Source organism: Methylacidiphilum kamchatkense Kam1 (assembly GCF_007475525.1).
GTDB lineage: Bacteria > Verrucomicrobiota > Verrucomicrobiia > Methylacidiphilales > Methylacidiphilaceae > Methylacidiphilum > Methylacidiphilum kamchatkense.
Genome location: NZ_CP037899.1, coordinates 189,113 through 204,066, shown reverse-complemented (window position 1 = coordinate 204,066; position 14,954 = coordinate 189,113). Strand labels below are relative to the sequence as shown.

The window sequence follows — 14,954 nt, the reverse complement described above, 5'->3', positions numbered from 1 at the left end:
CCTTGGCTTCTTTCTGGTTTTCGGCCGCTCCTTAAAGTTAAAAGCGAATCTTTGGAAAACTTAGCTAATCCTAGCTGCTTCAAAAAATTTTCGGGAAAACAATCTTAAGAATGAAAAAAAGCGAGGCTCCTCCTAAAAAACCTATACCCAATAGGAACCAGACTGCCCAGATCCTCAAAAGATGTTTCTTTTTCTCCAACGTCTCAACGATCCCTAATAACCTTTTGAGTAGCTCATCCTGATTGGAAGGACTTTTACTTTTCTTACTTTCTTCAACAACAATTTTCGTGATTTCTTGATGACTATCCGCAAGCGTATGAATAATTTCTTCAATCTGTTTTTGATAATTTTCTAGATAGCCAATAAAGTTTTTCATTGCCTCTCTGTTTTCTTCATCCCTTGTCGATATTTGAGTAGGCAAGGATTGAAGTAAGCGGCTAACTTCCTTAGGGATCGTATCTAAATAGGCCGCATTGGCTTCTAGCAAAAGCAAAAGACCAGGGAGGGTATCCAAAGGCTTTTCTCCCTGGCAATGTTCCATGTACCATTCCCATGCAAGCTCCCTTTTTTCAGGAGGTAGTCTAGAAATTGCTGCTTTCCAATACCTATGAGGATCCGATAAGTTCTCAGATTGGCCATTTACTGGAAGAGTAGTAGAATTAGGTTTTTGTTCATTAGCAACCGGCTCTTGCGCTGGTGTTTTAAGCTCTTTTCCATCGGAGATCGATCCTTTCTGTGTAGGAAAAGCAAAGGAAGGTTTGGGAGGAATAGACCAAGTTGTTTTGAAAGGTTTCATTGAAGATTCGATAAATTAACCTTTGACCCCCTGGATTTTTGTGTAGATTCTTTGTTTTCCACAGGTTTCTTCCAGTTTTCCATCACTCGCCTTGCCTCTTCATCAGGCAGCAAATAGGAAGCCAGCCTATCGTACTGTTCGAAGATCTTTTTTATCCAATCTTCCAGTATCACCCGATGGAAAAGATCCATCTTGATTTTTTTATCCGATATAATCTCTAAAAGATTCAAGGGTCTTTGTAATTCGATTTCAAGCAGCGACAGATAATTGCGGGTATCAGAAAGCAGGGCAGGTAATTCCAAGGTAGCTGCCCCCAATGCCGACAATTCTTTTTCTAGCTGACTGCCATCAAACATCCGCGTTTTGGGTGCTTTAGCCCTATTTTTTATCACCAGGTAATCGACATTATCACCAAACTTTTCGACAATCTCTGCCAGTTCGTCCATGACACTCAAGTCATCAATGGGAAAGAGTAAGACCGTCGTCCGAATCCCCGATTCCTTACTCCAATCGAAAAAATGAGCAAAATCGAACGAATGCAACAACACTCTATAAAAATGAGCTTGGGGATCTAGTACCGTCACGGATTTTTCAGGGATCGTTCGAAATATTTTTAAAAAGTCCGCTTCAGGCTCCTCGGATAACATTACTAATCTTGCTTCAGGTATGGCTCGCGATAGGGTTTGATTATCATTATCTAGATCATAAGCCTGCCAGGCCACATTCCTTGCATTCATCCAGAAAATCTGTAAAGATGCCTGCGTTGATTTTCCCACATTACCTTTGCTCTGCAAAGGTAGAGTCAAACGATGCTTAATCATAACTAATGAATGCTCCTCTCTTTCTTTTTTTTATTCCTTCCAAGGATTCTTTCCAATCTGCATACGCAAAAATAGTTCTTTTGCTTCCTTTTTCTAATCTACTCAAAGCTCATCTAAACCCATTTTCAATATTTTTCAATGACAAAGTTCAAGCTTTCTTCAACTTTTTAGCCCCTTTTCTAGAGAAAAAAAGATCCATCTTAGAATCCGGTTGCCGATACATATCTTACGAACCAGGCATCAATCGTAGCACCCACACATCCTCTTGTGGACTTTGGAAATTATCAAACCTAGCCGTTTTCAGACCAAAAGCAACTGCTCCAGAACCATCCTCCACTCTAAGGCATGGGAAAGGCATGCTGACCGCAGTACCAAATGTTTTTATCCATAAAAAATCTCCTCTTGAACTTAAAGAAGCAAGAAAAACCCTTTTGGGCTTTTGCTTAGAAGAAGATTGTTGGGGATATACCTCTTTGATTTCTCCCAACACATAGCAATTCCCTTGACTATCAGACGCTACAGCAACAGGACTGAGAGAGACACCAGAACCAAACTGTTTACACCAAAGTCGCTCTCCCCTAGAAGAGTAGCGAAAAACAAAGGTCTGAAGACTATAAAGATCCCTAGGGGATCGTCCTTCTTCTTCTGGACAGGAAAAACTACCAGAAACCCCACAGACCGTAAGCTCCCCCTTGTTTCCAGCAAAAGCCGAAACCACTAGATTGTTCCAATTTCCAGGAATCAATACATTCCACAAGGTTCTGCCTCTAGTGTCACATTTCCTGAGAAAAATATGGACATGAGTCACTATAAGGGGAGCACTTAACCATCCATAGTCCATTGTGTGCCCGACGTTGCCAGCATATGGTCCAAATCCAGCAGAATAGCCATAAAGCAAAAGTTCCTGAGGGGATGCAGAGCAGATTCCCTCTAATGTATCAAGCGTCTCAGGACCAGAAGGCAACCAGCTATTTTCAGGGCTTTTTCCAAAAGTAAGCGGGAAACTGTCTATGACCTTTCCATTTGCTGCATAATGGATGATATCCAAAGGACTAACCCTCTTTTTATCCAAAGAGAGGAGTAGAGGAGTTGGAACAACGACATAGGCCCCACCTGCTCCATCACCGATCGCTATCCTTTCTGGTAGTGAAAAGACCGCTTGACTCTCTACTTTCCATAGCTCTTCTCCTTGCGCTCCAAATTTCCATAGGATAAACCTGTTTTCGATCACACCCCTAATAAATATTTCTTTAGAATCCCCTGAAAAGAGCGAAAACCGGTTGTCCATGCCATAACAATCAGCCACCGGTTTTTCCCAAAGCTCTTTACCGTTCTTATCCCATTTGGCTAAAACGATTTTCCATAGATAGGAAGCGCCTGCAAAAGGCTTTTTAGCTTCTCGGGCAAAAATAAGGTATATCTCCCCACTTGATGCTATGTAGAGATCGTAGGCTTTCTTAATCTGACCTTGCGCTAAGGGAACAGTCATTAGTTGTCGTGGCGCGCAAAATAGGGAAGAAAAGGCAAGACAAATAGAGCAAAAGATAAGGAGGCTATCCCACCAATGGCGCAGGGAAATAGACATGCCTTTATTCCTTTATGAAGCTTTTCCTTTTAACTGTTCGAGCAGGTAGCGACATATCAATCTGACTCCAAAGCCCGTAGCCCCTTTTTCTAAATAGGGCAATTCTTTGGTAATCCACGCCGGTCCAGCTATATCCAAATGAACCCATGGAATATCTCCAATCCACTTTTGTAAAAAGGCAGCGGCCGTACAGGCTCCCCCTTCTCTTCCTCCCACGTTCTTAACCAAAGCTACATCACTGCTAATGGCCTCATCAAACTCTTCTCCCAGCGGAAGAGGCCATAAAGGATCCCCATAGTCCTCACTGTTTTTCCACAAAAAATCAGCTAACTCCTTTCTATTGCTGAAAAGACCTGCTTTCTGTTTACCAAGCGCCACAATGCAGGCTCCTGTTAAGGTTGCCAAGTCAAATACAAGCCTAGGGTGGAACCGATCGATACCGTAAGCTAAAGCGTCTGCTAACACGATTCTGCCCTCGGCATCAGTGTTCAGAACTTCCACAGTCTTTCCCCCATAGATCCGGATGATATCTCCAGGTCTATAAGCTTTGCCGCTTGGCATATTTTCAGCAGCCGCCAATATGCCAACCACTCTGATCGGCAGATTTAGCTTACTAACCGCTTCCATAATGCCTAAAACGGCACAGCCTCCCATTTTGTCATACTTCATCTCGTCCATACGTTCCCCTGGCTTTATTGATATGCCCCCACTGTCAAAAGTGATCGCCTTCCCCACTACAAGCACTGGCTGCAAGGCACTAGCAGGTTGATAGTCTAAAACAATCAGCCGCGGTTCATTAGAAGAGCCTTGCCCGACACTTATGAGCCCTCCAAAACCCTCTTTTTCTAGCCGATCTGCATCAAAAACTTCTACCCTTAGCCCCTGCCTTGTCTGCGCCAATTCCATTGCCTTTAAAGCAAGTGCTTCGGGATTGACATGATTTGCTGGCATGTTACCTATGCTTCTAACGTAATTAACCGCTTCGGCTAGCGTCGCCCCTTGCTGTACTTCCTTTTCTAGCTGTACATAGTTCGATTCTATAATGTCTCCACTTATGATATTCAAAATTTCGAGTTTATTCTTCCTTTTTGCCTTCTCTTCTTTGAACTCTTCGAAGCGGTAGGAACCCAGAATCGCTCCTTCTACCACTGCCGCAGCAAAAGGCAGAAAGTCGGGTTGCTTTGAAAAATCGATCGAGATCTCTGTTGCTCCAATCTTCAAAAGCGATTTGACGCCAAAGCCAGCGGCCTTTCGAAACGTCTCCGCACTGTAGGGCTGACTGCCGATCCCCACATAAAAAACTCTGCCCCAAGGCTCCCTCCATAAAAGCCCAGTGAGTTTTTTGCCATCGAATTCCTGCCGACTGACTCCCTCCTTTTGAAACTTATCCTGTTCTACAAATACAATCCTATCCCCCCTGTTTTGCACTTCTTTCTTTAGACTTAAATTCATAGCCGCTTCCTTTGTTCTCCATTAGTTTCTATAAGAGAGAGTCTACTTAGAGTTAGCCAGTAGGGATTCGACTCCGATCCCACGGAGTTCAAAGAGTCTTTGAATCGTTTCTTCGATTAAATTATTGGGACACGAAGCTCCCGCCGTAATCCCGACATTGATTTCCCCTTCACCTAACCATCCTTCCGTAATCACTTCTCTGCCTTCATGCAAGTTCCAATGTCGAATCTGCCGGGATGAGATTAATTTTTCAGCATTTTTAATGAAATAAGTTGGCAGCCTACTTTCCCCAATTTCAGCTAAATGAGACGTATTACTACTGTTATAGCCACCAACCACTATCAACAGATCGAGTTTCTCCCGATCAAGCATATCCAACAAAGCATCTTGTCTTTCCTGAGTCGCACCACAAATGGTATCAAAGAACCGAAAATGCTTATGAAGATTTTCTTTTCCATACCTATCCTCAATGGCTTTACAGATCCGACGTTGCACCTCTTCTGTTTCTCCACGCATCATGGTCGTCTGATTGGCAACCCCTACGTAACGCAGGTGGATGTCGGGATCAAAACCTGGAGAAACTGCGCCTTTGAATTTTTGCAGAAACTCTTGCTTATCCCCTCCATAACGGATGTAGTTACAGACATAATCGGTTTCTTCTAGGTTATAAACGACAAGGTATTGACCGTTCCCATCTTCTCCTATGGCTCGAGAAGCAGTCGCTTTTGTTTCTTCATGCCAAGCCTTGCCATGGATAATCGAAGTCGCCCCTTCGTTGCGATACTGTCTTACTCGTTTCCAGACAGTCATAACATCCCCACAAGTAGTATCAACAATCTGACAGCCTATCTGCTGAATTCTTTTCATCGTTTCTACTTCCGCACCAAAGGCAGGGATGATCACTACGTCATCGGCTGTGAGCCCATCTAAAGAATACCGACCTTGCACCGCCTGCAGCCTTTTTATCCCCATAGCCGTCAGCTGATCATTGACTTCGGGATTATGGATAATTTCACCAAGCAAATAGATCCGTTTGGTAGGAAATACCTTGGTGGTGGCATAGGCCAGATCAATCGCTCTTTCTACCCCATAACAAAATCCAAAGGCCTTGGCCAGTTTGACTGTAATACCCCCACCGGAAAGATATCGGCCTGTAGTACGTAAATATTCCACAAGAGGACTACGATAATGGCTTTCGACTTCAGCCTTTACGAGGTTCATTACCTCAGGAGTTCTTAAATTGACTTTTGATGTTTTCTGCTGAATCTTTTCGGTCATTGCTCCCCCCTTTTCTTTTTCTATACCACTCTCCACCATGCAAGCCAACTTCTTTCAGTTATTAATCTAATTTAGGAAGAGGGGCATCTGTTTTAGGCTCCTGCGGTTTTACTTTTTCATATCCAGGAGGAGGCCCTTCATAGAATTCTTTGTGTCTAATCTTACCTCCAGCATGTCCCGTCCAAATGGTCATAAATAGCGCTGCAAAGCCAATGATAATCGTTGCCGTACCTAAAAAATTCATGGCTTTAGGAAATATCCCCAAAGCTATCAGAGAAAGAACTGCAAAAAGTGCTTCCGCATAAAGCACCCAGACTGCCCGCTCTCCCCTTTCTTTGTGAGCATCAAGCCAGGCTTTCTCCTTGTCTGAAATCATAGCTTCGACCCGATCATACCCCTCTTCTCCGTATCGCTCCACAAGCCATCCCGATGCACAAGTCAAAATGATCAAAACTAACCCTACAGACTGCACTCCCCTAGATTTCATTACTGAGCCAATGATAAAAGTTAAAAGAGCTAACCCTAATCCATATATCGGTATAGGATTCAGGAGCACATGAACATACTCAGGTTGTTTGAGAGTCTCCAAAAAGTCTTTGAATTCGTTCACAGTGTTTCTACATTAAAGGCACTGACCCACTCCATGCTCCCGTTATAGTCAAAAGCCTGCTCTATTCTTTATTTACCATCCTATACATTACCTCTCCCCCCTATAGCCTCAATGGTTCTGGCAACCGTTTCGCACACCGCGGTTAGCCTCTTCCTCCACCGCTCCATTTCTTGAGGCAATTGATGTTCGGATCACTACTAGTTGATTTGACTGTTTTAAAACAATTTTTCATTTTGTCAAAACCATAGTAAAAAAAGTCAATATTTAGAAGAAAGTAGCCCTTTTTATCTTTGGAAGCGATTCTAGCCTGGCACTAGATGGGAGAGAAAATCACCAGATTTTATTAAAAAGAAGGCTATTCGCAACCAAAAGAGATACCAAGAGCTCTGGCCGTCTGAATTTCTGAGCAGTTCAAATCCACCTTTTTCAATTCTTTAATAGCTTCATAAATAGGCACAGAACCAATCTTCCCATTCCTGTAACTGACCATGTAGCCAAACCTTTTTTCTCTGATTAAATCAACAGCAGCCGCTCCAAACATCATCCCTAAGTTTCTATCAAAGGCTGTTGGCTCCCCCCCCCGTTGAAGATGCCCAAGGACAACAGCTCGAGTTTCTTGGCCGGTCATTTTCATGATGACTTTTTCTAGATGCCTGCCTATGCCTCCAAACCGAGCTTCTTTCTTTAAATGGACTTCTTCCTCCAGAATATAATACTGCTCATCTTTGGGATGCGCCCCTTCGGCCACGACAATCATTGTCTGATGACTGCCTTCAGCAATTCGCCTGCGGATATGATAGGCTATTTTCTCATATTCAAAAGGCATTTCAGGAATCAATATCACATTGGCCCCCCCTGCAAGCCCCCCATAGAGCGCAATCCATCCGGTGTACCGGCCCATAACCTCAACAACCATCACCCGCCTATGACTAGCAGCAGTGGTCCTTAGCCTATCCATGGCTCGACACACAAATTCCACAGCCGAATAAAATCCAAAAGAATAATCCGTTGCCGACAAGTCATTATCAATAGTTTTGGGGACTCCCACAATGGGTACTCTTTCCTCGTATAGTTGCTGCGCAGCCGTCAGAGACCCATCCCCGCCCACACAAATTAGTGCTCCTATTTCCAGTCCCTCAAGCGTCTCTTTCACCTCGTCAATGAGATGTTTGGGTAACCTTAAGACCTCTCCAATCCCCGTCTTCGTCGTGAATCTGCCTCGATTCGTAGTTCCAAGAATGGTCCCCCCCAAGGCTACTATGCCCTGTGTATCTTCTTCATGTAAAATTTGATACCGAACCGGTGAAATAAGCCCTTCAAATCCGTCAATAAACCCATAAACTTCCCATCCAAGGAGCTCCGCAGAACACACCACTGCTCTGATAGCCGCATTCAGTCCTGGACAATCTCCTCCACTGGTCAGCACTCCTATTCGAAAACGTTTCATTTAACACCGTTTATATTATTGATTTACAGGCGGATCATAATCCCCACACAGCTCCCTATTTCTAAAGAATGGATGGCTTTCTTATTTACTGGGAAGCCACAGTCTTCAGGGCTTCTTTTAACCGTTCAAAGCTAGGCAACTCAAGAGGCGTTGGAGTCACTTCCACATAGCGGATCTTCTGATTCCTATCGATAAGATAGACAGCACGTGCCGCCACATCCCCAATACCCATTAAGGAGGGCAACAAAACATCATAAGCTTTGCAAACTACTTTGTTCAAATCCGAAAGCAAAGGGATTTTGATCCCCTCCTGCTTTGCCCAAGCTTCTTGAGCAAAAGGGTTATCAACACTGATTCCAAAAACCTTCGCATCGAGCTGTGTATACTCATTGATAGAAGCGGTCATGGTGCACATCTCCTGGGTGCAAACGGGAGTAAAGGCCATAGGGAAAAAAAGCAACACTACATTCTTTTGAGATAGCTCTTCCTTTAAATGAACTTGTTTTATTCCTTCTGGGTATTTAGAACAAAGGGTAAAATCTGGAGCCAGACTGCCAACTGCCAGTGCCATAACTTTTCCTCCTTTTTTAGTGATAAAATAAACACGAACAGAAATTATCCAATTCCTTTGGATTGCAGCTCTTTCATTGCCGCTTTCCTACTAAATTTATAGCGACCTTTCTCATCGACCCCTATACATTTTACCCAAATTTCTTCTCCCACTCTCACCACTTGATCCACTCTGCGAACCGGTGTATCCGATAGCTCAGAGATATGGACCAATCCTTCTCCTTTTCCCTTTATTTCAATGAAACATCCAAAATCCTTAACCGAAACAACCTTGCTTCTATACAATCCCCCTACCGTCACTTCTCCAACCATATCCTCGATCATAGCTCTTGCGCTTTCTAAACTTTCTGCTGAAGAGCTGTAAATCAACACCGTCCCATCATCTTCAATAGTAATTTCGGCCCCAGATTCTGCAGAAATCCTCTTGATAGTCTTTCCTCCAGGTCCAATCAAAAGACCAATTTTATCCGGATGAATCTTAATCTTTTCTATCCGTGGGGCATGTTTAGAAATTTCTGGTCGAGCCACATTAATGACTTTATCCATGTGTTCGAGTATGATCAGCCGAGCCCTCTTGGACTGAAATACAGCTTTTTCCATCACCTCCAAAGGAATACCTTTGAGCTTCAAGTCCAACTGAAAACCGGTGATCCCTTTTTTAGTACCCGCTATTTTAAAATCCATGTCCCCATAATGATCTTCAAGACCAATGATATCCGTCAAAAGACAGTAATGAGACCAGTCAAAATCATCCTCTCCACCTTTGACCAATCCTACAGAAATCCCAGCGACATTAGCCTTGAGAGGCACGCCCGCATCCATTAGTGCCAAACTTCCCCCACAGACCGTTGCCATCGACGTGGAGCCATTCGACTCCAATATTTCAGAACTTACTCTAATCGCATAAGGGAAATCCGTTTCTGAAGGAATGACAGGCAGCAAAGACCTTTCAGCCAAAGCTCCATGTCCAATTTCTCGACGACTCTGACCAAATACTTTTCCTACCTCCCCCACACTAAAAGGGGGGAAAAAATAATGGAGTAAAAATCGCTTGCTCTGTTCCCCTCCTCCATAAGCGTCAAGTTCCTGCGCTTCATTCAATGAAGCAAGGGTTGCCATGCAAAGAGCCTGGGTTTCTCCTCGAGAAAATAAGGCTGAACCATGGGAACGGGGAAAAATAGAAGTCTCAATTGTAATCGGTCTAAGATCCTCAAGCCCTCGACCATCACACCGTTTTTGCGTCGTTAAGACATTCCTCCGGAAAATCTCTCTTTGAAGAAGATCAAAAGACCAACTAATTTCCATTGGAGTAGCATGAGGGAAGCTCTGAATAATTTTTTCAGAAATTTCTTGCTTGATCTTTGCTAAGCTATTGTGTCTCAAAGTCTTAGAAGGAACATACAAAGCCGCTTCAATTTGATGGGAAAATAGATCGGCAATCCACTTCGTTATTTCCACATTCTCCTTAAACAAGAGACATTGCCTTTTAGGTTTCCCCGCCTTTTCCGCAAGCTCTTTCTGTGCAGAAATTAACTCTTGAATGCTCTGATGCGCGAATGCCAATGCTTTGATAAATTCTTCTTCTGGGAACTCCCTAGCACTCCCTTCGATCATCAACGGATAATGTTCACTACCAACATAAACGAGATCAACATCGCTTATCTCTCTTTCTCGGTGCGTGGGATTGATAATCCAGCGACCATCAATTTGACCGATACGCACAGCCCCAACCGGACCGTTAAAAGGAACATCCGAAAGCATCAAAGCAGCCGAAGCGCCATTGATAGCTAAAATATCAGGGTCATTTTGCCCGTCAGCGGAAAGCAGTGTACCTAAGATCTGCGTTTCGTAAAAATAGCCTGTTGGGAAAAGAGGGCGCAGGGGTCTGTCTATCATTCGAGAAGTCAAAATTTCCTTATCGGTAGGCCTCCCTTCTTTTCTAAAGTAGCCGCCTGGGAATCTCCCCGCTGCTGCTGCTTTTTCTCTATACTCAACCTGTAAGGGTAAAAAATCCTGATCTTCTTTTAATTCCGTTACGGATACCACCGTTACCAAAACGGCTGTTTCCCCATAGGACACCGTCACAGATCCATCAGCCATTTTTGCGAGTTTGCCCGTTTCAAAGATGATCGACTGATCTCCAATATTTCTCTTTACATTTACATATTCTGGCATAAGTATCTACTGAGTCTACACTCGACGGCTGAAGCTAGAAAAAGCGAGCTTTGTTATTTTCTCAGTGAAAGCCGGTTTAGCATTTCACGATACTTTTCCGGCTCTGTTCGATTCAGATAATTCAGGAGCTTCCGTCTCCTATTTACCATCCGAAGAAGTCCTCTTCTTGAACTATGGTCTTTGCTGTTATTTTTGAGATGCGTTGTCAACCGCTGAATCTTATTTGTAAGCAAAGCAATCTGAACAACGGCAGAGCCCGTGTCTTTTTCATGCAGTCTGAACTGCTCAATGAGCTTGTGTTTTTCAATTTCTTCTTCCATACGCAATGTCATTATTGATATTATTCAGAAGCCGCAAAGTGGCAATAACCTTTTCACATTTTTTATTTAAAGTTTAGACATTCGTAGATTCACTCGTTGTCGTCAATGAAAAAAAGCTTCCATGTATTTTTTACAGAAACCACCTTAAATTCCCAGGATTGGCCATGGATATCAAGGTTATTTGATTATGATAGTAGTGCCATTGTATTACACTTATTCCAAATCTTGACTACGACATAGACACCAAAAAAGTTCTGAACTAGCAGCACAAGCCAAGCAGTTGATTAGGCGCAGAGACAGCAGACATGGACTCTTTCCTCCCATTCAACCTACTCTCCAGGGATATTCCCAGAGCGATTAATTGGAAGGACTTTTCTTTTGGATTTTTTTTATAAAATCCAAAGCGGATTGAATGATTTGGCCTGCACTTTCTTTAATTGTTTGTGTAGCAGCTGCGGTAAGTCTTGGAGACAAATCTTCTTTAGGATTTTGTAGGGATCCACTAATATTCACCGTGGTCCATTGGTAGCCGTTCTTTTCTTGGGAAAAAACCTTTTCTTTAGCTCCAGGCATGAATGCAAGCTGTTCTGGATTAATCCCTGTGAAGAGCTTCCCATAAATTTGATCTCCTATCACTTCGATTTGACCTTCGATTCTGATTTTTCCTTTACATTCCATTTCAATATTGGAAAGTTCCGTTTTGCTTTTTGAAACAAAAAGGTTTGCTTTGCCTATATCAATAGGTAGTCTATTTGTTGTCCCTAGAAGAGCTAAAGATGCTAACAAGGGAAGTGCTTCGATCACTCCATTTTTCAAATAAATCGTCCCCTCAAGAGAAGTCTCCATTGTTGGCGATTGGCTCAAGAAAGTTTTCCCATTGATATCCCCGTCTATTTTTCCTTTCCACGATGCAGGCAGAAAGAGGGGCAGCGGCAGGGAGTCTAAAGTTAGTTCCATATTTTTTTCTTTGCTTGCCCATTTCCATTCGCCATTGGCTTCTATCCGGCCGTGAGGTTGACTAACCACAACAAACTTGGAGATATAGAGCCCATCAGAAAAAATTTTTAGGAATAGTTCTTTGATTGTGAGCGGATCCAAAGAACCAAAAGTAAGATGTCCTCCTTTCCCTTGAGCTGTCCACATATCCGTTCCAGAAGATTTCAAGAGCTCTACTGACATACTGTCCAGTTTGCCTCCTCCGACGATTTGTTTAGGCCATTTTAAAGTGCAGTTGTTGATAACAACCCTCTTCAATTCCACTTTTGTTGGGATCAAATTTTTATAAAAAGCTTCTTTATGCGGAGAGTCTGTTTCATTATAAGAGGCTAAGGATAGATTTGGAGAGCCAGTGGAAAGTTCTTTAGGCAATTGTTCTTTAAAAACGACTTCTAGATTGTTCACATTGAGCAGTTCTATGTACCAAAAACCAGAAAAAATTTTTCGCAGCAAAAGCTGGCATTCGATGTTTGATCCGACTATGCTTTCGATGGGACTGGATGGTTTTCCTCTACCGGTATACTTATCGGTTAAGAGGAGATTTCCCTGTAGATGCAGTGGCTCAAAACTACCTTCTACCTGAATGGCTTCGGTGATTTTTTGAGAAAGAAATGTTCTAAACCCTTGACTAGCAATATATCCGTCTATGATAGAAAAAAAGCTCACGATGAGGCCTACGAAAAGCAATGAGAGTATTACAACCAAATAAGCTAAATTCTTGTACATTGTGTTTTTTCTTTTATCTTATGCAAGAGCTTTTTTATCATAACCCTTACTAATGAATCTGCAAGCTGTCGACTTTAGTTGATGATTAAAGTCAGAAAGTTTATTGTTAGGTTTTTCCATCTTCAATCCTTATGATTTTATTTATCCTCCGCAGGCTATTAGCTCTTATTCCTCTTTTGCTTGGGGTTACTTTTATGGTTTTTTTCTTAATGTCTTTGACCCAAACTAACTATTTAACCCCCTTGAAGGCTGAAAGAGATATCAGTCCTCAAATGATTGAGGCATTGGAAAAGAAATTTGGTTTGGATAAACCATGGTACGAACGGTATTTCCTTTGGCTAAACAACGTGCTTCATGGTGATTTTGGTTACTCTTGGATTTATAAGATGTCTGTGATCGAGTTGCTGATGCAAAGAGTACAAGCCACCCTTTTGTTGAATCTCAGTTCTCTATTACTAGCCTGGTGCATTGCTATACCAATTGGCGTATTGTCTGCGATTTACAAAGATTCTTTACTCGATCGACTCAGTTCTTTTTTAGCGTACCTTTCCATTTCTTTTCCGGAATTTTTTTTAGCCCTCCTCGCCGTTTACTTTGCCGCTCGAACTGGGTGGTTCCCCATTGGCGGATTAACCTCCATAGAGTATCCCTTTCTTTCTCCTCTAGACAAATTCCTGGACATAGCCTATCATCTTGTGCTTCCTACCCTTGTCCTCGGTATCGGAGGGATTGCCAACATGATGCGGATAATGAGAGGTAGTTTTTTAGATGCGATCCGTGCTGATTACGTGTTAACGGCCAGAGCCAAAGGACTTCCTGAAAATGCTGTTATGTTCAGGCACGTGCTACGCAATGCAATCAACCCGTTAATCAGTACCTTTGGTTATGTTATTGCTGGGCTATTGAGCGGTTCTCTTTTAGTGGAAAACATAATGAACTATCCAGGAATTGGACAGCTGATTTATTCCGCTTTGATGAAACAGGACCAATTTGTGGTGCTAGGCTCCGTAGTCTTTAGTTGTCTGTTATTAGTTTTAGGGAATTTAATTGCAGATATTCTTTTGGCTTGGGTCGATCCCCGAATCGTCCATCATGAATGAGAAAAGATCTTATATTAAAGAACTATTGAGAAATCCGTTTGGGGGTTCTGCTTGCCTCATCCTTTTGTTTTTGTATCTTATTGCCATTTTGGCTCCTTTTCTAGCACCCTACGAACCTTCCGACCAAGATCTAAAGAAAACCTATCATCCACCGACAAAAATTTATTGGCACTCAGCTAGATTCGTTGTGGCACGTTACAAAAATGTAGATCCATCATCGGCGACTTATAAAGTGATCGAGGGAGAATTTTGTCCTCTCAAATGGTTCGTTCATGGATATGCCTACCGATTGCTTGGAATTTTTCCTTCTGATATCCATCTTTTTGGGGTAGATAAGCCAGATCGAGTTTATTTGTTAGGAAGCGATAATACGGGAAGAGATGTTTTTTCAAGATTGGTCTATGGCTCTCAAGTTTCCTTGAGCATCGGACTAATTGGGGTGTCTATTACCATGATCCTAGGCCTATTGATCGGTGGGCTCTCAGGGTATTATGGAGGATGGTTCGACAATGTAGTGATGCGGCTAACTGAGTTCTTAATGGCCGTACCGGCTCTTTATCTCTTACTGGCTTTGAGAGGCATCTTTGGGGTGAAATTTAGTTCTGCCCAGGTCTACTTCCTTATCGTTATCATATTAAGTTTCATTGGTTGGGCAGGATTTGCCAGAGTGATTAGGGGATTGGTCCTTTCCCTACGGTCCCAAACCTTTGTCGATGCAGCCGTTGTTCTAGGACAATCCTCAATTAAGATCCTACTCAAACACCTCCTACCTAACCTGGCGAGTTATTTGCTTGTGTCGGCCGCTTTATCGATTCCTGGATATATTTTAGGAGAAGCAGCTTTGAGCTTTCTTGGCCTTGGTATTCAGGAACCTTCTGCTTCCTGGGGGCTTATGCTAGCACAAGCTCAGGATATGAAGGTTTTTATGCTTAATTTCTGGTGGCTGTTGACTCCTGGAATTGCTATTTTGATAACCGTGGTAGCTTTTAATATGCTAGGCGATGTGCTTCGGGACCTTGTGGATCCAAAATTTCGTATTTATCAAACCAAAAGAGGCTAATCTGTATACATTGATATT

General features: G+C 42.7%; 13 protein-coding genes. 2 read left to right on the top strand and 11 right to left on the bottom strand.

Annotation, left to right across the window (positions count from 1 at the left end):
* Window positions 1-79 precede the first annotated feature (79 nt).
* The 11 genes from kam1_RS00955 to kam1_RS00905 all read right to left on the bottom strand — a co-directional run bounded on the left by kam1_RS00955 (window position 80) and on the right by kam1_RS00905 (window position 12,776).
* Window positions 80-796 carry a hypothetical protein gene (locus kam1_RS00955; RefSeq protein ID WP_039722218.1) on the bottom strand — a complete coding sequence of 239 codons (717 nt, stop codon included), beginning with the start codon at window positions 794-796 and terminating at the stop codon, window positions 80-82.
* The gene (locus kam1_RS00950; protein ID WP_039722217.1) at window positions 793-1,617 is read right to left on the bottom strand and encodes a P-loop NTPase family protein; all 825 of its coding nucleotides are present in this window, start codon (window positions 1,615-1,617) and stop codon (window positions 793-795) included. The genes kam1_RS00955 and kam1_RS00950 overlap by 4 nt, the downstream gene beginning before the upstream one ends.
* 226 nt (window positions 1,618-1,843) lie before the next feature.
* Window positions 1,844-3,202 (bottom strand): hypothetical protein, encoded by a 1,359-nt coding sequence (locus kam1_RS00945; protein ID WP_039722216.1) that lies wholly within the window; start codon window positions 3,200-3,202, stop codon window positions 1,844-1,846.
* Window positions 3,203-3,214: 12 nt separating this feature from the next.
* Entirely contained in the window at window positions 3,215-4,654 is a 1,440-nt protein-coding gene (locus kam1_RS00940; RefSeq protein WP_039722215.1) for a leucyl aminopeptidase, read from the bottom strand.
* Between the two features lie 42 nt (window positions 4,655-4,696).
* The gene (locus kam1_RS00935; protein ID WP_039722237.1) at window positions 4,697-5,932 is read right to left on the bottom strand and encodes a 4-hydroxy-3-methylbut-2-enyl diphosphate reductase; all 1,236 of its coding nucleotides are present in this window, start codon (window positions 5,930-5,932) and stop codon (window positions 4,697-4,699) included.
* 61 nt (window positions 5,933-5,993) lie between these two features.
* The gene (locus tag kam1_RS00930; RefSeq protein ID WP_039722214.1) at window positions 5,994-6,542 is read right to left on the bottom strand and encodes a hypothetical protein; all 549 of its coding nucleotides are present in this window, start codon (window positions 6,540-6,542) and stop codon (window positions 5,994-5,996) included.
* 355 nt (window positions 6,543-6,897) lie between these two features.
* Window positions 6,898-7,989: a 6-phosphofructokinase gene (locus kam1_RS00925; RefSeq protein ID WP_143958162.1), complete on the bottom strand. Its 1,092-nt coding sequence runs from the start codon at window positions 7,987-7,989 to the stop codon at window positions 6,898-6,900.
* Between the two features lie 85 nt (window positions 7,990-8,074).
* Window positions 8,075-8,560 (bottom strand): redoxin domain-containing protein, encoded by a 486-nt coding sequence (locus kam1_RS00920; protein ID WP_039722213.1) that lies wholly within the window; start codon window positions 8,558-8,560, stop codon window positions 8,075-8,077.
* Between the two features lie 44 nt (window positions 8,561-8,604).
* Window positions 8,605-10,734 (bottom strand): polyribonucleotide nucleotidyltransferase, encoded by a 2,130-nt coding sequence (locus kam1_RS00915; protein WP_039722212.1) that lies wholly within the window; start codon window positions 10,732-10,734, stop codon window positions 8,605-8,607.
* 53 nt (window positions 10,735-10,787) lie between these two features.
* Window positions 10,788-11,054: a 30S ribosomal protein S15 gene (rpsO, locus tag kam1_RS00910; RefSeq protein WP_052250568.1), complete on the bottom strand. Its 267-nt coding sequence runs from the start codon at window positions 11,052-11,054 to the stop codon at window positions 10,788-10,790.
* 357 nt (window positions 11,055-11,411) lie between these two features.
* Window positions 11,412-12,776: a translocation/assembly module TamB domain-containing protein gene (locus tag kam1_RS00905; RefSeq protein WP_039722210.1), complete on the bottom strand. Its 1,365-nt coding sequence runs from the start codon at window positions 12,774-12,776 to the stop codon at window positions 11,412-11,414.
* Window positions 12,777-12,907: 131 nt separating this feature from the next.
* Between kam1_RS00905 and kam1_RS00900 the strand changes: the two genes are divergently transcribed.
* The gene (locus kam1_RS00900) at window positions 12,908-13,876 is read left to right on the top strand and encodes an ABC transporter permease (RefSeq protein WP_039722209.1); all 969 of its coding nucleotides are present in this window, start codon (window positions 12,908-12,910) and stop codon (window positions 13,874-13,876) included.
* The gene (locus kam1_RS00895; RefSeq protein ID WP_039722208.1) at window positions 13,869-14,936 is read left to right on the top strand and encodes an ABC transporter permease; all 1,068 of its coding nucleotides are present in this window, start codon (window positions 13,869-13,871) and stop codon (window positions 14,934-14,936) included. Before kam1_RS00900 ends, kam1_RS00895 begins: the two co-directional genes overlap by 8 nt.
* Window positions 14,937-14,954 lie beyond the last annotated feature (18 nt).

Excerpts from the sequence above, each read along its gene's own strand:
- kam1_RS00955 (WP_039722218.1), bottom strand. The coding sequence starts at position 796 with ATGAAACCTTTCAAAACAACTTGGTCTATTCCTCCCAAACCTTCCTTT.
- kam1_RS00950 (WP_039722217.1), bottom strand. The coding sequence starts at position 1,617 with ATGATTAAGCATCGTTTGACTCTACCTTTGCAGAGCAAAGGTAATGTG.
- kam1_RS00945 (WP_039722216.1), bottom strand. The coding sequence starts at position 3,202 with ATGTCTATTTCCCTGCGCCATTGGTGGGATAGCCTCCTTATCTTTTGC.
- kam1_RS00940 (WP_039722215.1), bottom strand. The coding sequence starts at position 4,654 with ATGAATTTAAGTCTAAAGAAAGAAGTGCAAAACAGGGGGGATAGGATT.
- kam1_RS00935 (WP_039722237.1), bottom strand. The coding sequence starts at position 5,932 with ATGACCGAAAAGATTCAGCAGAAAACATCAAAAGTCAATTTAAGAACT.
- kam1_RS00925 (WP_143958162.1), bottom strand. The coding sequence starts at position 7,989 with ATGAAACGTTTTCGAATAGGAGTGCTGACCAGTGGAGGAGATTGTCCA.
- kam1_RS00920 (WP_039722213.1), bottom strand. The coding sequence starts at position 8,560 with ATGGCACTGGCAGTTGGCAGTCTGGCTCCAGATTTTACCCTTTGTTCT.
- kam1_RS00915 (WP_039722212.1), bottom strand. The coding sequence starts at position 10,734 with ATGCCAGAATATGTAAATGTAAAGAGAAATATTGGAGATCAGTCGATC.
- rpsO (WP_052250568.1), bottom strand. The coding sequence starts at position 11,054 with ATGGAAGAAGAAATTGAAAAACACAAGCTCATTGAGCAGTTCAGACTG.
- kam1_RS00905 (WP_039722210.1), bottom strand. The coding sequence starts at position 12,776 with ATGTACAAGAATTTAGCTTATTTGGTTGTAATACTCTCATTGCTTTTC.
- kam1_RS00900 (WP_039722209.1), top strand. The coding sequence starts at position 12,908 with ATGATTTTATTTATCCTCCGCAGGCTATTAGCTCTTATTCCTCTTTTG.
- kam1_RS00895 (WP_039722208.1), top strand. The coding sequence starts at position 13,869 with ATGAATGAGAAAAGATCTTATATTAAAGAACTATTGAGAAATCCGTTT.